This window comes from Clostridium sp. Marseille-Q2269, assembly GCF_943736985.1.
Classification (GTDB): domain Bacteria; phylum Bacillota; class Clostridia; order Clostridiales; family Clostridiaceae; genus Clostridium_F.
Window position 1 is genome coordinate 187,333 of sequence record NZ_CALSFS010000002.1, and the last position, 26,604, is coordinate 213,936.

The 26,604-nt window shown below is 27.0% G+C and carries 24 protein-coding genes; 1 reads left to right on the forward strand and 23 read right to left on the reverse strand.

Features of this window, described 5'->3' with window-relative positions; translation table 11 throughout:
- Positions 1–484 precede the first annotated feature (484 nt).
- From spoIVA to NGI68_RS04910, 20 genes are all read right to left on the reverse strand, one after another.
- Complete coding sequence (gene spoIVA, locus NGI68_RS04815) at positions 485–1,966, reverse strand: stage IV sporulation protein A (RefSeq protein WP_251860354.1); 1,482 nt, start codon at positions 1,964–1,966, stop codon at positions 485–487.
- Positions 1,967–2,207: 241 nt separating this feature from the next.
- On the reverse strand, positions 2,208–3,206 hold the full coding sequence (locus tag NGI68_RS04820) for an NAD(P)H-dependent glycerol-3-phosphate dehydrogenase (protein WP_251860355.1): 999 nt from the start codon (positions 3,204–3,206) through the stop codon (positions 2,208–2,210).
- A 141-nt stretch (positions 3,207–3,347) separates the two neighbouring features.
- On the reverse strand, positions 3,348–4,667 hold the full coding sequence (gene der / locus NGI68_RS04825) for a ribosome biogenesis GTPase Der (RefSeq protein WP_251860356.1): 1,320 nt from the start codon (positions 4,665–4,667) through the stop codon (positions 3,348–3,350).
- A 2-nt stretch (positions 4,668–4,669) separates the two neighbouring features.
- Positions 4,670–6,004, reverse strand: a complete 1,335-nt coding sequence (locus NGI68_RS04830) for a DUF512 domain-containing protein (RefSeq protein ID WP_251860357.1) — start codon at positions 6,002–6,004, stop codon at positions 4,670–4,672.
- A 351-nt stretch (positions 6,005–6,355) separates the two neighbouring features.
- A complete protein-coding gene (gene phoU / locus NGI68_RS04835; RefSeq protein WP_251860358.1) occupies positions 6,356–7,009 on the reverse strand; it encodes a phosphate signaling complex protein PhoU in 654 nt (217 codons plus the stop codon).
- A gap of 28 nt (positions 7,010–7,037) precedes the next feature.
- Positions 7,038–7,787, reverse strand: a complete 750-nt coding sequence (gene pstB / locus NGI68_RS04840; protein ID WP_251860359.1) for a phosphate ABC transporter ATP-binding protein PstB — start codon at positions 7,785–7,787, stop codon at positions 7,038–7,040.
- 12 nt (positions 7,788–7,799) lie between these two features.
- Positions 7,800–8,684: a phosphate ABC transporter permease PstA gene (pstA, locus tag NGI68_RS04845; protein ID WP_251860360.1), complete on the reverse strand. Its 885-nt coding sequence runs from the start codon at positions 8,682–8,684 to the stop codon at positions 7,800–7,802.
- Positions 8,684–9,607, reverse strand: coding sequence for a phosphate ABC transporter permease subunit PstC (gene pstC / locus NGI68_RS04850; protein WP_251860361.1), 924 nt, complete (start codon positions 9,605–9,607; stop codon positions 8,684–8,686). Before pstC ends, pstA begins: the two co-directional genes overlap by 1 nt.
- A 174-nt stretch (positions 9,608–9,781) precedes the next feature.
- The gene (locus tag NGI68_RS04855; RefSeq protein WP_251860362.1) at positions 9,782–10,651 is read right to left on the reverse strand and encodes a phosphate ABC transporter substrate-binding protein; all 870 of its coding nucleotides are present in this window, start codon (positions 10,649–10,651) and stop codon (positions 9,782–9,784) included.
- A gap of 220 nt (positions 10,652–10,871) precedes the next feature.
- Positions 10,872–12,581, reverse strand: coding sequence for a two-component system histidine kinase PnpS (gene pnpS, locus NGI68_RS04860; protein ID WP_251860363.1), 1,710 nt, complete (start codon positions 12,579–12,581; stop codon positions 10,872–10,874).
- Between the two features lie 11 nt (positions 12,582–12,592).
- Entirely contained in the window at positions 12,593–13,291 is a 699-nt protein-coding gene (locus NGI68_RS04865; protein ID WP_251860364.1) for a response regulator transcription factor, read from the reverse strand.
- Positions 13,292–13,302: 11 nt separating this feature from the next.
- A complete protein-coding gene (gene pgeF, locus NGI68_RS04870) occupies positions 13,303–14,022 on the reverse strand; it encodes a peptidoglycan editing factor PgeF (protein WP_251860365.1) in 720 nt (239 codons plus the stop codon).
- A 244-nt stretch (positions 14,023–14,266) separates the two neighbouring features.
- A complete protein-coding gene (gene nrdR / locus NGI68_RS04875) occupies positions 14,267–14,722 on the reverse strand; it encodes a transcriptional regulator NrdR (RefSeq protein ID WP_251860366.1) in 456 nt (151 codons plus the stop codon).
- 127 nt (positions 14,723–14,849) lie between these two features.
- Entirely contained in the window at positions 14,850–15,113 is a 264-nt protein-coding gene (locus tag NGI68_RS04880; protein ID WP_251860367.1) for a YlmC/YmxH family sporulation protein, read from the reverse strand.
- 152 nt (positions 15,114–15,265) lie between these two features.
- Positions 15,266–16,039: an RNA polymerase sporulation sigma factor SigG gene (gene sigG / locus NGI68_RS04885; protein WP_251860368.1), complete on the reverse strand. Its 774-nt coding sequence runs from the start codon at positions 16,037–16,039 to the stop codon at positions 15,266–15,268.
- Positions 16,040–16,113: 74 nt separating this feature from the next.
- Complete coding sequence (sigE, locus tag NGI68_RS04890; RefSeq protein ID WP_251860369.1) at positions 16,114–16,821, reverse strand: RNA polymerase sporulation sigma factor SigE; 708 nt, start codon at positions 16,819–16,821, stop codon at positions 16,114–16,116.
- Between the two features lie 11 nt (positions 16,822–16,832).
- Positions 16,833–17,630, reverse strand: coding sequence for a sigma-E processing peptidase SpoIIGA (gene spoIIGA, locus NGI68_RS04895; protein ID WP_251860370.1), 798 nt, complete (start codon positions 17,628–17,630; stop codon positions 16,833–16,835).
- A 359-nt stretch (positions 17,631–17,989) separates the two neighbouring features.
- Positions 17,990–19,099 (reverse strand): cell division protein FtsZ, encoded by a 1,110-nt coding sequence (gene ftsZ, locus NGI68_RS04900; RefSeq protein WP_251860371.1) that lies wholly within the window; start codon positions 19,097–19,099, stop codon positions 17,990–17,992.
- Between the two features lie 22 nt (positions 19,100–19,121).
- A complete protein-coding gene (gene ftsA / locus NGI68_RS04905) occupies positions 19,122–20,375 on the reverse strand; it encodes a cell division protein FtsA (RefSeq protein ID WP_251860372.1) in 1,254 nt (417 codons plus the stop codon).
- Positions 20,376–20,531: 156 nt separating this feature from the next.
- The gene (locus NGI68_RS04910; protein ID WP_251860373.1) at positions 20,532–21,806 is read right to left on the reverse strand and encodes a glycosyltransferase family 2 protein; all 1,275 of its coding nucleotides are present in this window, start codon (positions 21,804–21,806) and stop codon (positions 20,532–20,534) included.
- A gap of 434 nt (positions 21,807–22,240) precedes the next feature.
- On the opposite strand from NGI68_RS04910, the gene NGI68_RS16925 reads away from it, so the two are divergent.
- On the forward strand, positions 22,241–22,375 hold the full coding sequence (locus tag NGI68_RS16925; RefSeq protein WP_286010081.1) for a hypothetical protein: 135 nt from the start codon (positions 22,241–22,243) through the stop codon (positions 22,373–22,375).
- Between the two features lie 74 nt (positions 22,376–22,449).
- On the opposite strand, the gene NGI68_RS04915 is transcribed toward NGI68_RS16925, so the two are convergent.
- The 3 genes from NGI68_RS04915 to NGI68_RS04925 form a co-directional block, all read right to left on the reverse strand.
- Entirely contained in the window at positions 22,450–23,502 is a 1,053-nt protein-coding gene (locus NGI68_RS04915; RefSeq protein ID WP_251860374.1) for a type IV pilus twitching motility protein PilT, read from the reverse strand.
- An 861-nt stretch (positions 23,503–24,363) separates the two neighbouring features.
- The gene (gene sigK, locus NGI68_RS04920) at positions 24,364–25,068 is read right to left on the reverse strand and encodes an RNA polymerase sporulation sigma factor SigK (RefSeq protein ID WP_251860375.1); all 705 of its coding nucleotides are present in this window, start codon (positions 25,066–25,068) and stop codon (positions 24,364–24,366) included.
- Between the two features lie 221 nt (positions 25,069–25,289).
- Complete coding sequence (locus NGI68_RS04925; RefSeq protein ID WP_251860376.1) at positions 25,290–25,823, reverse strand: hypothetical protein; 534 nt, start codon at positions 25,821–25,823, stop codon at positions 25,290–25,292.
- Between the last annotated feature and the right edge of the window lie 781 nt (positions 25,824–26,604).

Below are 26,604 nucleotides of genomic sequence, written 5' to 3' on the forward strand. Positions count from 1 at the left end.
AAAGTAAAAAACTTTTATCAAACAATATTTATCAAAATAATAATAATCATATAATATAATTATATATTTGCAATATTTTAGAACGAAAATCTCAATTTATAATCAAATGGGAAAGGATCATTAAAATCCGTTTTAAATCTTATATAATTAAATATATCTCACTATTAAAATATATTTAATTGAAATGTTATATTGTCCAAAATATTATAAACTAAACATTATAAAAAATGTTTTTAATATTGTAGTAAGGAAGGATTAACATTATTATGGGAAATAAAGAAATTTATTCATACCAAAGTATTACTGTTTTTAAAATCTATAATACCTCATTTGTGAACTAATATTTAAGCATAAGATAACTAATTCTTTAGCTTAAATATTAGGACACAAATATTAGTATTATTTATCTTTATACTCATCTATCCATTCAAGATATTTATTTTTAAATCCTTAACCTTTAAAAATATGTTAAATCACAATATACTTATAATATGATACAAATAAGACCTCCATTACCCTCATTTATTATCTTTTGAAGGGTCTTTTGTATCTTAATCTGAACATCTTCTGGCATTCTATATAATTTATTTTGTAACCCTTCTTTAACCAATACTTCTAAAGATTTTCCAAACATATTACTTTGCCATATCTTTGATGGATCTGTTTCAAATTCTTCCAATAATGATTTTAGCATTTCTTCACTTTCTTTTTCTGTTCCCATTATTGGAGATACTTCTGTTTCAATATCAGCTCTTATAAGATGTAATGAAGGTGCACTAGCTTTTAATTTAACTCCATATCTGCTTCCTTGTTTTACTATTTCGGGTTCCTCCAATTTCATTTCTGTAAGTTGTGGTGCTACTAATCCATATCCTGTTTCCTTTACATCATCTAAAGCTTCTGCTATCTTATCATATTCTATTTTAGCTTTATTCATAGTTTCTACTATTTTTAATAAATCATTTTCATTTTGTATTTCTCTATCACAAACTTCTCCTAATATTTTATAAAATAATCCTTCTTTTGGTTTTAAAGCTATTATTGCTGTTCCTTCTCCCATATTCATTTCATTTAATGAAGAATCGTCTAAGAATTCAAATTCAGATAAATTTTCCATGGATTTTTTTATGTCTCGTACTTTATATATTTCCTTTGCCATATTTTTTACTACATTTATGAAGTCTTCTTTTAACCAATGTTGTGGCTTCAGCTCTTCTATCCAAGCTGGCATATCTATATTTACTTCCTTTATAGGAAATTCTTTAAGTACTCTTTGGAAAACATTAGTCATATCTTCTTCTTTCATGTTTAATATATCCATAGTTTGTACTGGAACATCATACTTCTCCTCAAGACTCTTTCTTAGATCTATAGTCTCTGGTTCATATGGATGTGCTGAATTTAACACCATTATAAAAGGCTTATTTATAGATTTTAGCTCATCTACAACTCTTTCTTCTACCTCTACATAACTTTCTCTATCTATATCAGTTATAGATCCATCTGTGGTAATTACAAGTCCTATGGTAGAATGTTCATTTATAACTTTTTTAGTGCCAATCTCTGCCGCCTCTTCAAAAGGTATTTCGTAATCATACCATGGCGTTGTCACCATCTTAGGTTTATCTTCTTGTTCCATATATCCCATTGATCCATTTACAATATACCCTACACAGTCCACCATTCTAACTTTAAACTTGGTGTCATTTTCTAGGCTTACTTCTACAGCTTCATTAGGTACAAATTTAGGTTCTGTAGTATGGATAGCTTTTCCTGAAGAACTTTGTGGAAGTTCATCTTTAGCCCTTTGTTTCTTATAAGCATTTTCTATCTTTGGTATAACCATTTTTTCCATGAATTTCTTTATAAATGTAGATTTTCCTGTTCTAACAGGTCCTACTACTCCTACATAGATATCACCTTGGGTTCTTTCTGCTATATCTTTGTATATATTAAAATTATCCAAATTATACCCCCCAATATTATAATATTAACAGTATATATATACTTTTTAGCAGTAAAAGTTATTCCTAAAAAATAAATTTTCTTAAATTATTTTTATAAATATATATGTGTTTAGCTAATTTTTAATGTTTTAATAAAAAAGCACTGTGAAAATTCAAATAATATTTTCACAGTGCTTTTATAATTAATTTTTATTTTTTAATTTTACTATATCCATGTTGTAACATAAATTACATTACAGATTATATTATTTCTCTTTTTTTATCTCTAGTCATTAACTCGTAAACTCCATAATTAGGCTCTTTATTTTCAAATAAAACCTTATATAACACATCTGTTATAGGCATTTCTACATTTAACTTTTCTTTCAATGTATAAAAAGCTCTACAAGCTTTAATGCCTTCTACCACCATCCCTATTTCTTCTATAGCTTTTTCCGTGCTATAACCTTTACCTATTAATATACCAGCTCTTCTATTTCTACTATGGATACTTGTACAAGTAACAATTAGATCTCCTATTCCTGTAAGTCCTGAGAATGTTTCCTTTTCTCCACCAAGTCTTTCACCTATTCTTATTATTTCACTCATTCCCCTTGTCATTAAGGCGGCTTTAGTATTATCTCCATATCCTATACCATCAGATACGCCTGCAGCTAAAGCTATAATATTCTTAACAGCTCCTCCTATTTCCACCCCTATTAAATCATTATTAGTATATACTCTAAATTTATTAGTCATAAAAAGATCTTGAACTTTTTCAGCTTTATCCATATGTTTTGAAGATACAACTACTGTAGTAGGTATGTCTTGGGCTACCTCTTCTGCATGACTAGGACCCGACAATACCACTATAGGATTATAAGGTAATTCTTCTTCTATAACCTGTGATAACCTTTTCCCTGTACCTTCTTCTATACCTTTAGCTATAGTTACTATTATTTGATCTTCTTTTATAAAAGGTTTAATTTTCTTGCATAATTGTCTTATTACGTGGGAAGGCACCGCCAATACTATAAATTCACATTTTTCCATGCTTTTTTCTATTTCATTATAGGCCTTTATACCTGCAGGTATTACAATCTTTGGTAAATACTTTATATTTTCTTTTTTAAGATTGATATCATCGACTATATTGTTATTTCTATGCCATATGTTAATATTAAGTCCCTTTTTACCTAGCATTATGGCTAAAGCTGTACCAAAACTACCTGCCCCTAAAAAGCAAACTTTTGAATCCATTTTATTCATTCCTTTCCCAAATTGATTATCAAAATGCGTTATAATTTTATATTTATATTAAAAATCCTATACATTAACTGTCACTTAAAACTTTTTATAAAGCAATTTTTAGTGACAGCTAACTATAGGACATGTTAAGGTTTATTTCTCTTTTCTTTCTCTAAATTCTAATTTTATTCCTGTACCTTGGAAATCAAAATTCTCTCTTAATTGATTTTCTAAATATCTTTGATATGAGAAATGTATGCAAGCTGGATCATTTACAAAGAAAACAAAAGTTGGTGGCTTAGTTCCTATTTGAGTTACATAATAAATTTTTAATCTTTTCGTTCCTATTACAGGCGGTTCTTTCATCATAATAGCTTGACTTATTATATCATTTAAAACTCCTGTTTTTATTCTCTTTGTATAATTATCATAACATTCTTTAGAAGTTTTTAATACTTTTACAACTCTTTGACCTGTTTTGGCAGATATAAATAAATATTTTGCATAAGGCATAAATGCTAAATTAACTTGTAATTCTTTTTTGAATTTATCCATAGTCTTATCGTCTTTTTCTACTAAGTCCCATTTATTAACTATAACCAAAATAGCTTTATTTAAGTCATGGGCATATCCTATTATCTTTTGATCCTGTTCAGATACACCTTCAGTAGCATCTATCATAAGAATACATACATCTGCTCTTTCTACCGATGCATATGTTCTTATTACCGAATATCTTTCTATTTCTTCTTTAACTTTACTTTTACGTCTTAATCCTGCTGTATCTATTAAAGTAAACTGTCCAAACTCTGTATCTACATAACTATCTATAGAATCTCTTGTGGTACCTGGAATATTACTTACTATAAGTCTTTCTTCTCCTAATAATTTATTTATAAGAGAAGATTTTCCTACATTTGGTTTACCTATAAAGGCTATATTTATTCTTTCTTCATCTTCTTGTGCTGATTTATCATCTTTAAAGTATTCTACAACTCTATCTAACATATCACCTAATCCTAAGGCTTGTGAAGATGATATAGTTACAGGATCTCCTATACCTAAATTATAAAACTCATAGGCATTATCTTCGTCCTTTAATTTATCAATCTTATTTACCACTAATACCACAGGTTTTTTACTTTTTCTAAGCATCTGTGCTACTTCTTCATCTGCTGGAGCTAATCCTTCTTTTCCATCTACTAAAAATATTATTACATTAGCCATTTCTATAGCTATCTGTGCCTGTCTTCTCATTTGAGATATTATTATATCTTCACTTTTTGGCTCTATACCACCTGTGTCTATCATTGTAAACTTATAATTTAGCCATTCTGCCTCCGCATAAATTCTATCTCTTGTTACTCCTGGTGTATCTTGTACTATGGCTATTCTTTTTCCTGCTAATTTATTGAATAGTGTAGATTTCCCTACATTGGGTCTTCCTACTATTACAACTATTGGTTTTCCCATTTTTATTCCTCCTTGCTATATTTGTTTATTATATCTATTAAGTCTTCTCCTGTATAATCACATACTAAAATTTCTCTTTTTAAACTCTTGCTTAATTCTTTTAGTGTTACGTCATCTAAGAAAACTTGCTCTGATATATCAGCTAATTCATATCCTTTTCTAAGCATTACATCTGGAATTATAACATACTTTCCTAAATTTTTCTCCTTAGTTTGTTCTATTATATCCTTAGCTGTTATAAGTCCAGCTACAGTAATGGTCTTTCCAAAAAAATTATTGTCTATTTTTATAACTTCTATATTTATATAATTATTATGATTACTTATTATTGTACTAGCTTCCAATATTTCTTTATATGCAGATTGTCCTGTTATAATTGAAAAACTTCCTTTACATATGGGTGAAAGTTGTTTTAAATTATCTCTTATATTATTTCTAAATATCCTTATAACACCTACACCATCTTCTAATTGATGAAATTTATCATAAAATTCTTCTGCTGGTATTTCTCTTTCTGCTATAACATAAAATTCATCAGATAATCTTACAAAAGGCTTTCCTATTTCTTTTACAAATTTATCCTGACATTTTTCTACCATATCCAATTCCTTATTAGCAGTTACTTTATTAAAGAGTTCAAATTCATATAAATCTTCTCTAAATTTTGTAACTCCAATAGGAACTACAGCTAAATTTTCTACTTGTGGATAAAGAGCATATAAATTCTTTATGGTTCTTATTAGTTCTTCTCCATTATTTAGCCCGGGACATAATACTACTTGGCAATTCATTTTTATCCCGCCTTGAGCTAACTTTTTCATTCTTTCATATATGTTTCCTGCAAATCTATTATTTAAAAGTTTAACTCTCAACTCTGGATTTGTAGTATGTACCGATATGTTTATAGGACTTATTTTATAATCTATTATTCTATCTATATCTTCTTCTTTCATATTTGTAAGAGTAAGAAAATTACCTTGAAGAAAAGATAATCTTGAGTCATCATCTTTAAAATAAAGAGTTTTTCTCATACCCTTTGGTAGTTGATCTATAAAACAAAACAAACAATTATTATGGCATCTTTGAGGTATATCAAGTATAGCCTCTTTAAATTCTATTCCTAAATCTTCATCATAGTCTTTTTCTATTTCAAGCTCCCAAATTTCACCATTGTTTTTTTCTATATTAACTTCTAAATATTCGTCGCAAATTAAAAATTTATAATCTATTATATCTTTAACAGGCTTATCATTTATAGAAATTAAAAAATCTCCTTTTTCTATTTCAAGTTCTTCTGCTATACTACCTCTTTCTACCTTTAGTATTTCCTTTTTCATTTTTTCAACTCCAAATTTTATATTTATCATTACATTATATTACATTAATATAGTAATTTAGTCAATTTACAACCAAAAAATAAAATAAATGATACTTTAATCCCATTAATATTTATATCATTAAAATGATAAAGTATACAATACTATTTATAATATTATTTTTTATTTTTAAAAATATTATAGATATGCAATACTAATAGATAAAAAACTTCTAAGATTTATAAAAACTTAATATCTGAAATACATGCTTTTATAAACCTTAGAAGTATTATGAAGTATGTTTAAATAATCTTAATCTGATAGATTAACCATATTTTGCTCTTTTTAATATTTTTTATATCACTTAGAATTTTATTCATTCATATCTATGTGTTCTCCAGTTATTAAATAGATAGTCCACTCACATATATTAGTAGCATGGTCTGCTATTCTCTCTAAATATTTACATACAAATAAAAATTGAGTAAGTTGGTTTATACTTTCTTTATTTTCTATCATAGTGTCTATAGATTCTTTGAAGGCTATTTTATAAATATTATCTATTTCATTGTCTAAAGCACAGGCTTTATAAGCACCTTCTTTGTTTTCATTCACATAAGAATCTAAGGACTCTTTTATCATATTTTGCACTAAATCTGCCATCTTAGGTATCTTGATTAGGGGCTTAACATATTCTTCATCTTTTATTTTTTTTGCTATTTTAGCTATATCCACTGCATGATCTGCCATTCTTTCTAAATCTGTAATAATTTTTAGTGTAGTAAATATTTTTCTTAGATCTGTAGCTAGCGGTTGTTCTTTTGCTATAAGAACTATGCATTCATCTTCTATACTTTTTTCTAAATCATCTACTAGATCATCATTTTTTATGACTTCTTCAGCTAACTTGTCATCTTTTTTTACTAATGCTTGGATGCAAGTATTTATTTGTTTTTCTACAATGCTCCCCATTCTTAATATACTATTGTGAAGCGTTAGAAGTTCTTTATCAAATGCCTTTCTCAATACATTCGTCCCCTTTCATTAATTAAATCTAACCAAACCTTCCTGTTATATAATCTTCTGTTCTTTTATCTTTAGGTTTATAAAACAATTCCTTAGTTTCTCCTACTTCTATTACTTCTCCATTTAAGAAAAATGCTGTATTATCAGATATTCTTCCTGCTTGTTGCATATTATGTGTTACTATTATAACAGTATATTTATCTTTAAGTTCATCCATAAGTTCTTCTACTTTAAGGGTTGATATAGGATCTAATGCTGAAGTTGGCTCATCCATTAACAATATTTCTGGTTCTACTGCCAATGTTCTGGCTATACAAAGTCTTTGCTGCTGCCCTCCTGATAAACCTAAAGCATTCTTTTTAAGCCTATCTTTTACTTCTTCCCATAGTGCTGCTCCTTTTAAGCTTTTTTCTATTATTTCATCTAGCCTATCTTTAGATTTTATTCCATGAATTCTAGGCCCATAAGCTATATTATCATATATTGACATAGGAAATGGATTAGGATTCTGAAACACCATTCCTATTTTTTTTCTAAGATCTATTACATCATAATCTTTATATATATCTTTTCCTTCGTAATATACTGTTCCCTCTATTTTTACAGAGTCTATCAAATCATTCATTCTATTTATAGTTCTTAAAAATGTAGATTTTCCACATCCTGAAGGCCCTATTAAAGCAGTAACTCTGTTTTTTTCTATATTCATATTTATATTTTTTAGAGCTTTCACATTACCATAATATAAGTTTAAATTTTCCGTTTTAATAATTGTCATGCTTTTCCCTCCTTAATTGTCCCCTGTATACATTTTGTGTATTTTTTTACCTATTATTCTAGCTAATATATTAAATACTAAAACCATTATGATCAAAACTGCAGAAGTTCCATTGGCTATCTTAGTAGCATCTGGTATCATAGCTTCTGAGTTTACTTTCCATATATAAACTGCTAATGTTTCTGCTGGTCTCATTAAATTAAGTGGGAAAGCTTTGGATGTTACATTAGCTGAAAATTTCAAACTAGGTGCACTCATTCCTGCTGTATATAAAAGTGCCGCTGCTTCTCCAAATATTCTTCCTGCTGCTAATATTATTCCTGTTAAAATTTGAGGAATAGCAGACGGAAGTATTACTCTTTTTATAGTCTGAAATCTTGTAGCTCCTAAACCTAAACTGGCTTCCTTTATTCCTTTTGAAGCTGACTTTATTGCATTTTCACTTACTCTAGTTAGAGATGGTAAATTTAATATTGATATGGCTAGAGCTCCTGATAAAAGAGTAAAGCCCCAATTAGTCATTTTTACAAAAACTAAGAATCCAAATAGCCCTACTACTATAGATGGTAAAGAAGCCATAGTCTCTATAGATACTCTAACCACGTTTAAAAAGAATCCTTCTTTAGCATACTCTGCAAGATATATTCCAGCCCCTATTCCTATAGGTACTGTAATTACTAAAGATACTAAAAGCATGTAAAAAGAATTAAATAACTGAGGACCGATTCCTCCTCCTGCCTCCCCTATTTTAGGATCAGAAAATAAAAATTCTAAATTTATTGTACCTAATCCTTTTATTAATATATACCCTATAAGTACTAATAATAATAAGACAACTGCTGCTGAAATAATATACAATATAGTGGTCCAAATTTTATCTATTAATTTAGAATTCATTAATCTTCCCTCCTTCTACCTATAATTCTAATTACTATTATAAATAAGAAAGACATTATTAGAAGCAAAAATGCCAATGCCCAAAGTGCATCATTCCATGTGGTTCCTGGTATAGTATTTGACATATCCATAGTAATGACGCCTGTTATTGTAGAGGCAGGATTTAATAACTTATTAGGAAATTTAACAGAATTTCCTATTACCATTTGAACAGCCAAAGCTTCACCAAAAGCTCTTGCAAGACCTAATATAATACCTGTTAATATTCCATTTTTAGCTGATGGTACTATAACTTTACTTATAGTTTGCCATCTAGTTGCTCCTAGTCCGTATGAAGCTTGTAAATAAGATTTAGGAATTACCTTTATTGCATCTACAGCAATACTAGCTATAGTTGGCAATATCATTATACTTAAAACTACTATTCCTGCTAAAATACTAAAACCTGTTCCTCCAAAAAATTTTTTTATAATTGGTAATAATATGCTTATTCCCAACCATCCATATACTACTGAAGGAATGCCTACAAATAATTCCAAAGCAGGCTTTAAAACTTTTTCTCCTAATTTAGGGGATATATAATTTATAAATATAGCTAATGCTATACTTATTGGAGCACTTAATATTACTGCCCCTATAGATACAAAAATGGATCCTGTTATAAAGTTTAGTGCTCCAAATTTAGGGATATCACTATCTGGACTCCAATTAGTAGAAAATAAAAACTCTTTTAAAGAATATCCCTTTGAAAATATTGATATACCTTTTAATGCTACAAAAAATATTATGGAAAGAGTTAAAAAAACTATTAACATTCCGCATACAGTTGATAAACCTCTTCCTATGTATTCATTTCTAAAATTTTTTAAAAAATTTCTTTTGGATAGCCCTTTATTATAAATACTTCTTTTAGTTATATTCATAAATCATCTTCCTCTAATAATTATTTTCAATGGGGCTATAAATCTTGTATAAGCCCCATTGAAATGCTTAGTTCCCTATTTTAAAATCTTGTTTATAAATAATTGGATTAATTTATAAACCATTAGCACCATAAAACTTTATTTAAATATTAATACTTTATTAAATTCTAAATATTATTTAATATCACCCGCTGGTATATATTTTAATTTTTCTATTAGTGGCTTTGCTTCATTACTCATCATATAATCTATGAAAGCTTTTGTTAATCCTGTTGGTTGTCCTTTTGTATACATATGTTCATAGGACCAAAATGAATATTTTTTAGCTACTATGTTTTCTTTAGTTGGTTCTATACCATTTATTTTTAGAGGTTTCACCTCATCATTAAGATGTGAAAAAGCTACATAACTTATACTTCCTTTTGTTTCGCTTATAGCCTTTACAACACTACCACTAGAATCTTGAGTTGTCCCTAGACCTTCTTTTTCGTCCTTACCATCCATTATTGTATCTTTAAAGGTAGCTCTTGTTCCTGACGATTTAGATCTATTTATTACATTTATTTTCTCATCTTTACCGCCTACATCTTTCCAATTAGTAATTTCTCCTGTAAATATTTTTTGTATTTGCTGTTTTGTTAACGAATCTACCTGAACATCTTTATTTACTATCATTCCAAATCCTATAGCACAAACTTTATGATCTACTAAAGATGCAATCTGATTTTTATCTTTTAATTTTGACTCTGCCGTTACATCAGAATTTCCTATTTCCACAGAACCTGAAACTACTTGGTTTATTCCAGCTCCACTTCCTCCTCCTTGAACATTTATAGTGGCATCTGGATTTTTCTGCATAAATTGCTTAGATCCTTGTTCCACTAAAGGCTGAAGAGCGGAGGACCCTAAAGATGTTATATTACCACTTAATTCTTTTTTATCCTGTTCTTTATTTTCTTGTTTATTGCCGCATCCTACTAGTAATCCTAAACTCATAGTAATTACTAAAGCTGATATTATAAACTTAATTCCTTTTCTTTTCATAAATAAAAACCTCCATTTAAGATCTTTTGCTTTATAATTCTTAATTATTACATTTTATATTTTAAACTATCTAAGTTAAGCCATTATTATAATAACGTTAATTAAATTTAACATTAACTTTTGCTTTTTGCTCTTGACTTATACAATTTTTACTTATAAATAAAAAAGAAGCTTTTGATATATGTATCAAAAACCTCTTTTTTTACATTTTTATTTCAATTTATAATGCTTTTAAAGGTATTCTCACCGTAAATTTAGTACCCTTTTTAGGTTCACTTTCTATTTCTATTTTACCATTAATACTTAAAACTATATGCTTTACTATAGCTAGCCCTAAACCTGTTCCACCTTCTGCTCTTGATCGAGCTTTATCTACTCTATAAAATCTTTCAAATATTCTATCTAAATGTTCTTTGGAAATACCTACACCTGTGTCTTCTACCCAAAACATTATGTTATTATTATCTTTTTTTGTCCCTATATTCACCACACCATTAGGTTCTGTGTATTTAATAGCATTATCTACTAAATTTATTATCATCTGATTATATTTATCTTTATTTCCCATTAACAAAGGAATCCTTTCTCCTATAATATTTATTTGTATGTTTTTATCCTGTGCAGATTTTTTTACCAGATAATATACTTTTTCAATTAATTCATTTAAATCTATTTCTTCCTTTATTAATTCTTGCTTTTGTTTCTCTATATTAGATAACACTAATATATCGTTTATTAATCTTGTAAGTCTATCAGCTTCATCATTTATTATTTGTAAAAATTTATCTCTATTCTTTTTGTCATCTACATATTTTAAAGTCTCTGAAAAGCCTTTTATAGATGTTAATGGAGTTTTTAATTCATGGGATACATTTGCTACAAATTGTTCTCTAATATTTTCTAACTTTTTTATATCTGTTATATCTTGCACCACTGCTACAGTGCCTATATTATCATATTTGCTTATTATATCCGTAGTCTTAATTCTCAGAGTTCTGTTTTGAGGCCATAATATATTTATTTCTTTATACCCTGGCTCCTTATCTTTTAATACTCTTTCTAATTGAAAATCTCTTATATTATCCATAAGGTTTTCCCCTATTATATCTCTTTTTACTCCAAATAATTTCTTAGCATATGGATTAATCATAATAACTTTAAATTCTTTATCTATAGCTACAACACCACTATCCATACTTTTAAGTATGGCCTCTAATCTATTTTGCTTATCTCTAACGTCTACTAAACTACTTTCCAATATATCTGCCATTAAATTAAAATTTTTCCCAAGGCGACCTATTTCATCATCTGAATTTATTATTACTCTTCTGTCAAAATCACCTCTGGCTATTCTTGAAGTTACAAATTCAAGATTTTTTATGGGTTTTATCATTGCCATGGATATTCTTGATGAGAATAAAAAAGATAAAATAAAAGAAAATAATATTATAGCAATATAATATTTAATGTAACTTTTCTCCAATAATTTTATGTCTTTTATATCTACAGCACTTCTTATAATATAATTATTATTAATTTTACTTGCTAAGTAAATGCTTTCCACTTTTCTTATTTCACTGTGTCTTACACTATAGGATTCTCCTTTTTCTTTTGCAGCTATTATTTCTTCCCTTTTATTATGATTTTCTAACTGGGACTTGTTTTCCTTAGAGTCTGCTAATACATAACCATTGTTATCTATCAAAGTCACCCTTATATCATTATCTTTATAATTCTTCTCTATAAAACTAACAAAACTTTTAGGATTTTCATTTCCAATCATTTTTAGTATAAGGGAATTATTATTTTTTAATCTACTTTTACTATTTTCTATATATTGATTATTAATGGTTATTAGAAAAAGTGAGGATACTACAGTTAATGTAAATATTAATATTATAAGTATTGATAATGTTAATTTTTTTTTCATAGTTTCACCTTTTAAAAATCATTATTAAATCTATAACCTATTCCTCTTATAGTTTCAATATACTTAGGATTTTTATCATCATCTTCTATTTTTTTTCTTAGGTGCCTTATATGGACATCTACAGTTCTAGTTTCTCCTATATATTCATATCCCCATATTGTATCCAATAAAAAATCTCTTGTCATAACCTTACCTTTATTTTTTATTAAAACTTCTAATAATTCAAATTCTTTTAATGTAAACTCTATTTTCTTGCCTTTCTTTGTGAGAGAATGCTTATCAAAATCTACAATAATATTGCCTAAAGTATACGACTTAGATTCTACGTTCATAGTCGTTTTTCTTCTAAGCACCGCTTTTACTCTAGCTACCATTTCTCTAACTGAAAAAGGCTTAGTTATATAATCATCTGCTCCTAATTCTAGACCAAGGACTTTATCAAGTTCTTCACCTTTAGCTGTAATCATTATTATAGGAATATTAGCTGTGCTGTTATACTTTCTAATTTCCTTACAAACATCATATCCATCCATTCCCGGTAACATTAAATCTAACAGTACTAAATCTAGATTTTCTTCTTTAACTATATCTAAGGCATCTATTCCATTTAAAGCGCAAATGCAATTATAACCATTACTTTCTAAATTAAATTTTATTAATTCACATATATGTTCTTCATCGTCTACTATAAGTATTTTTTCCATAGCCATAGTATTGCCTCCTACTGTTTACTTAAATATACAAAGGAAAATTGTCTTCCTATGTTACCCTGTTTTCTATATGAATAAAATTTAGGATTATCATTACACATAGTACATAAATCTGTGATCATTATATTTTCTCTTTTAATTCCTATACTATCCAATTGTGCTAATATACATAATTCCATATTTAAATTTCTTTTATTACTTATATTATAATCATTATATATTTTGTCTTCTTTAAACTTATTTATTAAATCATAACTTACTTCATAGCAGCAATCTCTTATATGAGGACCTATGACAGCAATAATATTTTCTACTTTTGTATTATAATTGTTTTTCATGTTATCTATTGTCTTTATAACTATCCTTTCATAAGTTCCTCTCCACCCACTATGAACTGCAGCTATTACCTGATTCTTTTCATCGTACAACAATACAGGAGTGCAATCTGCTGTAAAAACACCTACAGCATTATTAAATTTATCACTTATTACTGCATCTCCTTCTTTATCTTTTTCTTTATAATCTCTAACTATATTACTGTGTATTTGATTTAAATAATGCACTTGTTCTACTGCAAACCATTTTTTTATATTATCTAAGTTTTCTTTTCCTTCATCTATATTTTTATTAAAATTTAAATTCTTTTCTGAAGTTGAAAATATAAAATTAGCATTTTTAAATTTTAACTTTAGAAATGTATATTCATCAATATTAATTTTTTTAAAATTCATAAAATATATCATCCTTCCTATAAACATATTATCATTAATTTCAATATTATAAAAAAAATCATATAACTTTTAACTTTATTTTAACATAGGATACTAACTTACTCATATCTAATTATAATTATTTTAATATAAAATAAAAAACTTAACACTATTGTCATAATAGTATTAAGTATTTTTTTTACTGTTATCTTTATTTTAATTTTTTAATATATACCAATCTGAATTTACATATTCAAACTTCAATCTAATTTTTATCCATTAGATTCTTAATTTCTTTCATAAAAGTATTTATATCTTTAAATTGTCTATACACTGAGGCAAATCTAACATAAGATACTTCATCTATATTTTTTAAATTTTTCATTATTATTTCACCTATTTTATCTGTATTTACTTCTGTAAGCATTTCATTGCTTATATGTCTTTCTACTTCATCTGCTATTTGTTCAATCTGTTTTCTTGACACAGGTCTTTTTTGACAAGCTTTCATTAGACCGTCCACTATCTTGTTTCTATCAAAATATTCCCTACTCATATTCTTTTTTATAACAAGAATAGGCGTAGTTTCTATTTTTTCATAAGTAGTATATCTTCTATTACATTTTAGACATTCTCTTCTTCTTCTTATGGAACTTCCATCCTCTGTAGATCTTGAATCTACAACTCTACTTTCTCCATATGCACAGTAGGGACATTTCAATTTAATCCACATCCTTTTCTTTAGATTACTGAAATTTAACTATATATATTAATTATACACTTTTTCTCCATTTTTTCTACTATATACTTGAATTTCAATGATAATAAGTATATTACATTATAAAGATTTAATTTTCTTCCATAAGATAGTTATCCCCATTTACTAGTATAACATCTGTTCCTATTTTATATATTTTATCCCAGCTTATTTCTAGATCTTCTTTTTTATTAAAAAAACCTATCTTCTCAGTTGGAAGAACTACAGATAATATTTTATAAGAATCACAATCTATAATCAAATCTTTTATGTAACCTATTTTACTTCCAGTGTTTAAATCTATAACCTCCATGTTCTTCAAACTTTCTATAGAATATAATTCTGATTGTTCCATACTATACCTCCTTTTAAAGCTTTTTTATATTATAATATATGTTTGATTTATATAATCTATGAAAAGTATTTCTACAAATTAAAAAGACTACTGATAAACAATATTTATCAGCAGCCTAAAAATATTCATTAATAATTTAAGAATATTTTTAACTAAACGTATTTTCTCATGTGTTTCAAAGCAGTTTTTTCTAATCTTGATACCTGTGCTTGAGATATACCTATTTCATCAGCTACTTCCATTTGAGTTCTTCCATCAAAAAATCTTAGATTAAGTATTAGTTTTTCTCTATCATTTAATTTTTTCATGGCTTCTTTTATAGATATGTTCTCTATCCAATTTTCATCTACATTTTTAGTATCACTTATCTGATCCATAACGAATATAGCATCACCGCCATCATGATATATGGGCTCAAATAAAGACACTGGATCCTGTATAGCATCTAAGGCAAATACTACCTCTTCTCTTGGTAGTTCTAACTCTTTAGCTATCTGAGAAACAGTCGGTTCTTTATTATTAGCTTTTATCAATTTGTCTCTAGCTTGTAGAGCTTTATATGCTATGTCTCTTAAAGATCTGCTAACTCTTATAGAATTATTATCTCTTAGGTATCTTCTTATTTCCCCTATTATCATTGGAACAGCATAAGTAGAGAATTTTACATTTTGGCTTAAATCAAAATTATCTATGGCTTTTATAAGGCCTATGCAACCTACTTGAAAAAGATCATCTACATTTTCCCCACGATTGTTAAATCTCTTTATTACACTTAATACTAGCCTTAAATTTCCCTGAATAAATTCTTCTCTACATTTTGTTTCACCGTTCCTAATCCTTACCAGTAATTTTTTCATTTCTTTATCTTTCAATACTGGCAATTTTGATGTATTTACTCCACAAATTTCAACTTTATTAATAACCATAAAGTCATCAGTCCCTTCAGAATGATTGCATTTAAATTGTTTCCAAAGGAACTTAATTTTATACTAAGGACAAACTAAACCATTTTATTTATTTCTTTTTTTAAAGTTTTAATTATTCTTTTTTCTAGCCTTGATATGTAAGATTGAGATATTCCTAACATATCTGCTACTTCCTTTTGAGTTTTTTCTATTTTCCCATTAAGACCAAATCTTAGTCTTACTATTTCCTTTTCTCTTTCATTTAATTTTTTCATAGCTAACAACAGTAACTGTTTATCTACTTCATCTTCTATTGAATTATAGACCTCATCATTATCTGTTCCTAATATATCTGATAACAATAACTCATTTCCATCCCAATCGATATTTAAAGGTTCATAAAATGATATTTCTGCCTTTACTTTACTATTTCTTCTCAAATACATTAATATTTCATTCTCTATACATCTTGAAGCATAAGTTGCTAATTTGATTTTTTTATCTGGTTTAAAAGTATTTACCGCCTTAATTAAACCTATTGTACCCACAGATACTAAATCTTCTATACATATTCCCGTATTTTCAAACTTTCTTGCTATATAAACTACCAGCCTTAAATTTCTTTCTATTAAAACGGATCTAACTTTTTCATCACCATTTATTAGTCTTTGCACAAAATACTCTTCTTCTTCTTTTGACAGTGGTGGTGGAAGAGCATCATTACCCCCTATGTAATATACACTTTTAAAAAATAACTTAAATTTTATTAATATCCTGTTTAATAATACCTTTAAATTTATCATAAAAGTCCCTCCTATATAATTCCTCGAGATAAAAGTGCTCTATAATCTTTTATACCACTAAGTTTACCTTCTGAAAGCCCTATTATAACTTCTTTTTTTTCTTTTTTATCTCCTACATGTACATCTATATAAATAGGTTTAAACCCTTCAAGATTACCAAAATTTCCATTTACAACTCTATAGGGTATATAAAATTTGTCATAAGAATTTAAATCCACATTATTGAAAACATCTTTTTCTACCACTAATACAGGTAAATTTGTAGCTGGTTCTCTAAGTTCATTTCCTGTATCTAAAAAAGCTTTGACCTTTTTATGATCCTTCTGAAGCACTATATCTACATCATATATAAAGTTTCTTATTTCCTTTCTATCTTTTATATACCATATTAATTTATTTCCAATAATATATATAATCATCATAGACATAATAAGCTTCTTATAAGAAAAGTTTTCTATAAACAAATAAGTTTCATTTCCCATATTATCACACTCGAAAAAGACACATATACCAGCAATAATCATAGAATAAATTATATAAACTCCTGCGGCCTTTATATTAAATATTAAATCTTTTTTTCTAAATGCTAGTAAAATTAATATGAAAGCCATTAAAATTTTAAATATAAGCTTATTAAATAAGGCTAGAGAAGGTATAATAAGTACTAATACATAACAGCTTCCTAAAAATGAGGATATTAATAAATATAATATTTTATTATTAACTTTTAATGTTTGAGAAGTTATAAATAATATGAAAAAATTCACAATAAAATTTTCCAATATCATAACATCTAAATAGACCACCAATAGATATCTCCCCCTTAAGCATCTACCATTTATTTACTATTATACAATTAAATATTTCAAAAATTTGTCAATTCATATAAAAATCTTATGTTTTTATTGTATAAAATATGTCAATATACTTTATAATTAAATATATTCTTTTTTTATTTATAAAAATAATATATTTAAAAGTATTTTTATAAAGATAGTTATAATATTTATAGGAACAGATAAATTTTATAGTGAGATGATTTTGAATTATAGATATAAATAAGAATTATAGATATAATATTTATTTATAGATGATATTTTTATTTATTATAAATACAGAAATGATATTAAGATAAAAAAAGTAGAGAACAATGTTCTCTACTTTTTAATTACTTTCTTTGTCTTCTCAAAAAGGCTGGTATTTCTAAATCATTCTCATCTATATGCTGTTCATATGTAGATGATTGATCTTCAGCATCCTCTCTTCTACTAGATTCCTTTGATATATTATTTTGTTCATTTTCTACAGCATCATTTTCCAATCTATCACTTTCAAAGCCTGTAGCAATTACAGTTATTCTTAATTCATCTTTTAAGTTTTCATCTATAACTGCACCAAATATAATATTAGCATCTGGATCCGCAGCTTCTTGTACAATTTCTGCTGCTTCATTTATTTCTAATAATCCTAAATCATTTCCTCCGGTTATATTAAGAAGTACTCCTGTAGCGCCAACAATAGATGTTTCTAACAAAGGACTTGATATGGCCTGTTTAGCTGCTTCTTGAGCTCTATTATCTCCTGTTCCTTTGCCTACACCCATGTGAGCTAATCCTTTATCTAGCATTATTGTTCTAACATCTGCAAAATCTAGATTAACAAGACCTGGAATAGTGATCAAGTCTGATATACCTTGTACCCCTTGTCTTAAAACATCATCTGCTAGCTTAAAAGAATCCATTAAGCTTGTCTTCTTATCTACTATACTTAATAATCTTTCATTAGGAATTGTAACTAAAGTATCTACTCTTTCTTTTAAAGTATTTATGCCCATTTCTGCATGAAGCAACCTTTTTCTTCCTTCAAAAGGGAATGGTTTTGTTACAACCCCTACAGTAAGTATACCCATAGATTTAGCTATTTCTGCAATAACTGGAGCTGCACCAGTACCTGTTCCTCCGCCCATACCTGCTGTTATGAACACCATGTCGGCTCCTTTTATTGCTTGAGAAATTTCTTCTTTACTTTCTTCCGCAGCTTTTTTTCCTATTTCAGGATTAGCGCCTGCTCCTAATCCCTTTGTCAATTTATCACCTATTTGTATTTTTTGAGATGCCTGTGAAAGCATTAACGCTTGTTTATCTGTGTTTATAGCTATGAATTCTACATTTTTCAATCCATCTATTATCATTCTATTTACAGCATTGTTTCCTCCGCCACCACATCCAATAACTTTTATTTGAGCAAATTGCTGTACATCAACATCGAAATCTAGCACAATAAAACCTCCTTATCTGTAATTAAAAAAATTCTGTTAGAAATTCCCTTATTTTTAACAATACACCTTTTCCTTCGTTTTCAACTTTATAATGTGATGAATCTTCTTTAGTAATCGCAGCCTCTTTATTTTTCAAATTAACATTTTGAATTTTTATTGGAGTAATTAAACTTTTAACTACTCCTACAGAAGATACGTATATAGGATTTGCAGCACCAACATATTCTGGACTTCCAATTCTAAAATTTTTATTAAATATGTACTTGCCAAATTCCTCTATACCCTTTATTAATGAAAGACCTCCTCCTATTATAACTATATTGGATATATCTTCAAACTGTCCACTTTCTTTTAATTTCTTTTCTATTAATATTAATAATTCTTCTACTCTAGCTTCTATAACTTTTTTTAAAGTTTCCAGACTAACTGTCATATCGTTATTATAACCTATATTTACCTTTATTTGTCCATCTAATTCTAAATTATTTTTTCCTATTACTCCATATTTTATTTTTAGTTTTTCAGCTTCAGAAAAAGGTATTTTTAAACATATGGATATATCATTTGTTATACTATTACCACCTATAGATATATTATCAGTTTTGGTTAAAATGCCATCTTTATATATAGAAATATCCATAGAATCTGCTCCTATATTAACCAGAGCTGACCCTTGATTTATTTCCTCTTCTTTTAGTGATGCTTTAGCATCTGCCATAGGTGCAAATACTACTCCTAGTATGTTATAACCTGCCTTTTGAACTGTTTTTAACAAATTATTTACTATAGTAGTTTCTGCTAATACCAAATACGCATCTAATTCCATCCTATTTCCACTCATACCTATAGGATCCTTTATATTTCTATATCCATCTACAATATACTCTTTAGGAATTATATCAACTATTTCTTTATCGTTGGGAATATTAATTATTTGAGTAGCTCTTTTAACTCTATTTACATCTTTTTTTGTTATTTCATTATCATCAGAGGATATTACTACCATACCTTGACTAGATATTACTGTACCTATCCTCCCGGGTAGAGAAATATAAAAATTCTTTATATTCGTATCTACTATACTTTCTAATCTAGTTATACAGTTCGTAATAGACTCTGCTGTACTATCTATATCAATTATTATTCCATTTTTCATTCCATGACATTCAGCAAAAGTAACACCTAATATCTTAGCCTGTCCATATTTATCATATTTTCCTGCTGCTGCACAAACTTTTGAGGACCCTATATCCACTCCTATTACGTAATCCTCCATGTAGTTTTCACCCCTTTTTAATGTAACCATTAAAATATATATTCAACAAAAAACTCCTATTTCCTTTTAAAATTATTAATTATTATAATTATTATTTAATTGTAGCACTATAAATTCATCATAAAAAAAGCAAAAAAAGGAAAGACCCGCTTTCCTTTAGTTAACTTTTTCTAATTCGTCTATATTCATACTTCTAGTATGAATTGTATGACTCCATTCCTTATTATTCTTATCCAAAATGCCTTGTATTGAAATAGGAAACCAAGTTATTGCATATATAGGATAAACTATATAATATAGCAATACTTTAAATGTAAATTTCTTTTCTAAAATCAATATTAAAGGTGTGTATAATATCTGGAATGCCGAAAATAATACTATTAACACAGTTATCATGTTAATATCTACAGAATAAACTGTATTATTAAAATTACTAACCATATCCGCAGCCTTCATGATATATTTAACTATTCCCATTATAGCCGATATTCCTAACATTATAGCTACAACAGGTTGTATAGTATAAAGTGCACAGTCAAAAGCAGTAAAATTTAATCCCTTAATAGCTTTCTTCATAAGCTTAAAAAAATATCTACTAGATACATCTGCAAAACCTTGCATCCATCTTTTTCTTTGTCTCCATGATTGAGCTAATACTAAAGGTTTTTCATCATATATTATAGCATCGTGTGCCCATCCTACTTTATATCCGTTTAATATAATTTTACAAGAAAATTCTAAGTCTTCTGTAAGACAAGTAGCTCCCCAACCAAGTTCTTTTAGTATATCTGTATTTATACAAAAACCAGTACCACCTAATTGACTAGACAATCCTAGGTTATACCTTGCTAGCTGAAACATTCTATTATTGGTCCAGAATGAAATAGAATAACTTCCTGTTATCCAAGTATCTTCTGGATTTTTGCTATCTAAATAGCCTTGAACTACTTTATATCCTTTACACATCTTCTTGTTCATTTCTTTTAAGAAATCTTTATGAACTAAGTTATCTGCATCAAACACCGCTATGGCATCATATTTTTTTTCCATTTTAAATATTATACTAAACATCCATTCTAGAGCGTACCCTTTTCCTCTTCGTTTCTTGTCAAACCGTTCTCGTACAATAGCTCCTCTTTTTCTTGCAATCTCAGCAGTTTTATCTGTACAGTTATCCGCAATTACAAAAATATCATATAATTTTTTATCATAATCTAACATCTTTAAACTTTCTATTATATTACCTATAACTAACTCTTCATTATGTGCTGCAACAATAAGAGCAAATCTTGTTTTATCCTCAATGTTCTTATTATTCTTTTTTCTGTATATACCAAAAAGAGAAATTATAAGATAATACATGGATATAAAATAAACTATGTATGTTATTGCTTTAGAGCTATAATGTACTATTTCATTTATAATATTCAATAGTATCCCCCCTCGGTTCAAAAATATTTTAGCATAAATAAGAGTCAATTACTATATATTATTACAAATAAATATTATAAATTACTTAATAAATCTTTAATATTATTTATATTATTAAGAAAACAAGAGAATTTAATAAGTAAACAGCTACAATTTTTATTAATAAATAATTATTGCATATAGTTAATAGTTACTATATATAGCTAAAATTGTACTAACTTAAATTATATGATATTATATAAATATAAACAACAAGTATTGACATTGATGCATCAATATTAGTTTATAAAGGAGGTAGTTAGCGCATGTCGCGCTACGAAAAAATATATTTTTTAGATTTAAAAAGACTTCATAAAAAAGACGAATCTTTTTGGTAAATTCTCTAATAACTATTAAATTTAAAAAAAATTTTAAGTTATTAGGAGGATATTACAATGAAAAAAAATACTATTAAACTAAGTTCTATAGATTTAAAAAATATTAATAAGGGTACTACAAATAAATTTAAGAAAAAAACGAGACCTAAAAATCAAGTTTCAATAAAAATGATAGATTATATGATATTTTAAAAAGGACCATAGGTCCTTTTTTTAATATTACCAAATGCATAATTATTATTCTACATTTTGATGTTATGTTATTTTTATAAATTTATTATCTTTGTAATTAGATCTTTATCTACTGAATAATTAAGTGCAGCCTCATAACTTATAATTTCTCTTTTATATAGTTCTGCTAAGGACATATCCATAGTTTTCATCCCATACTTCCCACCGGTTTGTATAGATGATTCTATTTGATAGGTTTTCCCTTCTCTTATCATATTTCTTATAGCATTTGTGGTAATCATGGTTTCTACAGCTGCTATTCTTCCACCATTAATCTTATGAACTAGTTGTTGACTTATTATTCCTTCCAACACGCTAGCTAGTTGTATTCTTGTCTGCTCTTGTTGATGTGGTGGAAACACATTAACAATCCTATCTATAGTTTTAGCTCCACCTATAGTATGTAGTGTGGAAAATACTAAATGTCCTGTTTCTGCTGCTGTTAAAGCAATAGAAATATCCTCTAAATCTCTAAGTTCTCCTATTAGTATTACATCGGGATCCTCTCTTAATGCCGCTTTCAATGCACTCTTATAACTAAAAGTATCTCTACCTATTTCTCTTTGATTTATTATACATTTATTGTGTTTATGTAAAAATTCTATAGGATCTTCTAGTGTTATTATATGATTAGATCTAGTATTATTAATTTCATTAATCATAGCAGCTAAAGTAGTACTTTTACCTGAACCTGTAGGACCTGTTACTAAAATAAGACCCCTTTTTTTATTGGTAAGTTCCTTTACCACATCTGGTAATTTCAGCTCATTTAAATTAGGAGTTTTTAAGCTTACAACTCTCAAAGAAATAGCTATACTTCCTCTTTGTTTAAATACACTTACTCTAAATCTACCTAAACCTGATATAGAATAAGATGTGTCTATTTCTCCTTTTTTCAATAAATCTTCATATTCTTCTTTTAAGATTTCTCTAGCATAATTATCAGTATCTTCTGGTTTAAGCTTTTCCTTAAATATTTTACTTAGCTGTCCATTTATTCTTATAGTTGGCTCTACACCCACAGATAAATGTAAATCCGAAGCACCAAAATTAATAGTTTTTTCCAATAATTCTTGTAATTGTTTCAATTTATTCTCCTCCTCCAATACTGTTTTCCCCCAGAAATCTATAGCATATATACCTGAAAAGCAAAGATTTTTGTCCATTTATAATAAATGGTTCTTTTTCTTCAGATTATTTTATTAATTTAGATTTTTAGAAATATAGTTTAAATCATAAACCACATATTCATTTTAAGTTCTTTTAAATTTCTATAGGTCTTGGGTTTTTACTCAGCTCTACTTATTATATAAAGTTTACAATTGACTCATATATACTTTATTTTCGTGTTTACCATTTAAAATTTTACTCTTTTTTAAAATTTTACTCTTACAAGATTTCTAAAAACTGTATCTATATCCTTGGCAGATTTATTTTTCTACACTCATAAGAAACACACATTTACTGTTTTCACCTTACACTAAAATAAATGCAATCAGTATACTATACCACTTTAAACTATTATATAAACACATATAATAACTATTATACCCTATTAAACTATTTCCTTGCACTACTTCAGTCCATACACTAATCATATTTTATAACAATAGAATATATAATCTTAATATTGAATTATAAATTACTTATACAATATAGTAGTAATAAATACACTTATATTATTTTCATTTAAATCTTCTATAAAATCAGAAATTTCCTATTGAACTAAATTAAATATATTATAAAAAATGTAATATTATTTTTTAATATTCATTATTTATGTATATACATTATGAATAATTAATAATTTTTATCTATGAAAACTATTATATAAATTTAACACCTTCTATATATATATATTATACTATGAAATTAATAAGAAAAACCAAAAATAAAAGAATTAAGAATCATCCCATATGTATAAAATTCTTAATTCTTTATAATTTTATTTAAATATTTTTATTATAATTTAATTCTTTATAAAGCTTTTTTAGTGCTTTTTTCTCTATACGCGAAACATAAGACCTGGATATGTTTAGTATACCAGCTATTTCCCTTTGTGTTCTTGGTCTTCCATCTCTTAATCCATACCTCATTTGTATTACTTTTTTTTCTCTCCCCTTAAGGCAGGTTTCTATTTTACCATATAGCTTTTTTACTTCTATCTTTGTTGACACTATTTCTATTATGGAGTCTTCATCACTACTTAATATATCCATAAGAGAAATTTCATTTCCTTCTTTATCCACGCCTATAGGATCCTGAAGGTATATTTCACCTTTAGTTTTTTTATTATTTCTTATAAGCATTAATATTTCATTTTCTATACATCTTGCTGCATAAGTAGCAAGCTTAGTACCTTTAGAGTTGTCAAAAGAATCTATAGCTTTTATAAGTCCTACTGTTCCTATAGATATTAGATCATCGATATCTTTTCCAGGATATGAATATTTTTTTACTATGTGTGCCACAAGTCTTAAATTTCTTTCTACTAATACATCCTTTGCTAAAGCATCACCTTTTTTTAACCTATCCAAATAATATTTTTCTTCCTCATCACTTAGAGGTTTGGGAAAAGAAGTATTTCCTGTAACGTAGCCCGTCAGAAATAATGCACTTCCTAATACATCCCATAAGTAAGTTAAAAAAAACACAAGTTGCCCCTCCTAATAGTGCTTATTAATATAATATTCAATAAGCTTGTACTAGTTGCATATTTAAAATTATATTTTCCATCAAACATTAAAAACAACGTTTTTAGTATGTATATTATAATGTAGGCTTTTTATTTTAAATTCATATTTTCATTTTATTTTTGACGTATTTTTGACGTCAAATAAAAAACTCTAAAGGTTAATTCCTCTAGAGTTTTTTATTATTTATCTTTATTAGTAGATTTATGATTGGATTTAGCTTTGTTAAAAGCATCAGAATATTCTTTATCTATTAAAGTATCTTTATTCTCTAATTTATCATCTTTTACCACATATGAAATACTATTACCTGTGAATTTCCCATCTACATACATTAGAAAAACCAAATTGCTATAACTCATTGAAATTAAACCTTCATCTAAATAGTCTAAAGATTCTATTGCTTTATCAACAAAATTAGTTATTTGGGTTTCTTTATTAGATTTATCTATATTCATTTCTATAACTAAGGATTGTTCTCTATGTATTTTTTTATCTTTATTTAGAATATAAAATAACTTTGACTTTGGTGCTACTCCAGCTAAAGTATTAAAGAATGTCCCAGATGTAACTTCTTTTAGTTCTCCACTATTCCCTTTTAATTCTCCAATCATTTTATCTTGTCTTTCGTTTAGTTCTTTTTGATGTGAGCCACATCCAGCAAATAATGTTACTGTTAAAACAACACTTAATAATACATATAATATTTTCTTCATCTTCATCCCCCTTATGTAAATATAACTTAATTGTACCAAAATATACACATTTGTAAATATACCAATATGCATAGTTACACAACAAAAGAGCCTACCATAATTAAGTAGACTCTTTTCACTATTTAAGAACAATTGCATATTACATAGTTATTTACGGAAATAACCATATAATATTAATATTCTATAAATGTTAATATATTCCTTCATTTATAACTAAAATAAGTTTCTATACATATAATAAAAGTAGAGTTAAAAGTCCTACTTGGTAAATATAATGTAAAAAGAGCCCCCGCTATATGCTTGAGCTCTTTTTATTTATAAGAATAAACAACTATAGGAAGTATATAATAGTATTCTACATTTTTAACAATATTCCTTTTTACGTTTAAAACTATTCTTCTATGTATATAATTTAGATGGGTTAATACATAATTATATAGTAAAAAGAAGCCCTATACTTTTTAATGGGCTTCTTTTTACTATATTTGAAAAGGGACTTTAAAAAATTTTCAGAAAGACCTTATATATAATATTCTACTTTTATAAATAAATTCCTTTTATTGTATTAATTTATAATAAAACTAACCAATAAAAAGAGTCCACAAAATAAATATGGACTCTTTTTTGATATATTCAAAAGAGGAATGGATTGTATCAAAAGGTGTTTTTTTAAAAGGTGTGTTATTTAATATATTCCATATTTGTAATAAAAATTCCTTCTTATGTATTAATTTTTATAAATAAAATCATTATATTTGGATATACTAGAATTGGATTTAAT

Coding starts and splice junctions, on each gene's coding strand:
- pnpS (WP_251860363.1), bottom strand. CDS start 12,581: ATGAAAAAAAAATTAACATTATCAATACTTATAATATTAATATTTACA.
- ftsA (WP_251860372.1), bottom strand. CDS start 20,375: ATGGAGGATTACGTAATAGGAGTGGATATAGGGTCCTCAAAAGTTTGT.
- sigG (WP_251860368.1), bottom strand. CDS start 16,039: ATGGTTATTAATAAAGTTGAAATTTGTGGAGTAAATACATCAAAATTG.
- pstA (WP_251860360.1), bottom strand. CDS start 8,684: ATGAATTCTAAATTAATAGATAAAATTTGGACCACTATATTGTATATT.
- NGI68_RS04880 (WP_251860367.1), bottom strand. CDS start 15,113: ATGGAACAATCAGAATTATATTCTATAGAAAGTTTGAAGAACATGGAG.
- pstB (WP_251860359.1), bottom strand. CDS start 7,787: ATGACAATTATTAAAACGGAAAATTTAAACTTATATTATGGTAATGTG.
- NGI68_RS04820 (WP_251860355.1), bottom strand. CDS start 3,206: ATGGATTCAAAAGTTTGCTTTTTAGGGGCAGGTAGTTTTGGTACAGCT.
- pgeF (WP_251860365.1), bottom strand. CDS start 14,022: ATGAATTTTAAAAAAATTAATATTGATGAATATACATTTCTAAAGTTA.
- NGI68_RS04925 (WP_251860376.1), bottom strand. CDS start 25,823: ATGAAGAAAATATTATATGTATTATTAAGTGTTGTTTTAACAGTAACA.
- sigE (WP_251860369.1), bottom strand. CDS start 16,821: ATGATAAATTTAAAGGTATTATTAAACAGGATATTAATAAAATTTAAG.
- NGI68_RS04830 (WP_251860357.1), bottom strand. CDS start 6,004: ATGAAAAAGGAAATACTAAAGGTAGAAAGAGGTAGTATAGCAGAAGAA.
- NGI68_RS04855 (WP_251860362.1), bottom strand. CDS start 10,651: ATGAAAAGAAAAGGAATTAAGTTTATAATATCAGCTTTAGTAATTACT.
- pstC (WP_251860361.1), bottom strand. CDS start 9,607: ATGAATATAACTAAAAGAAGTATTTATAATAAAGGGCTATCCAAAAGA.
- NGI68_RS04865 (WP_251860364.1), bottom strand. CDS start 13,291: ATGGCTATGGAAAAAATACTTATAGTAGACGATGAAGAACATATATGT.
- der (WP_251860356.1), bottom strand. CDS start 4,667: ATGGGAAAACCAATAGTTGTAATAGTAGGAAGACCCAATGTAGGGAAA.
- NGI68_RS16925 (WP_286010081.1), top strand. CDS start 22,241: ATGAAAAAAAATACTATTAAACTAAGTTCTATAGATTTAAAAAATATT.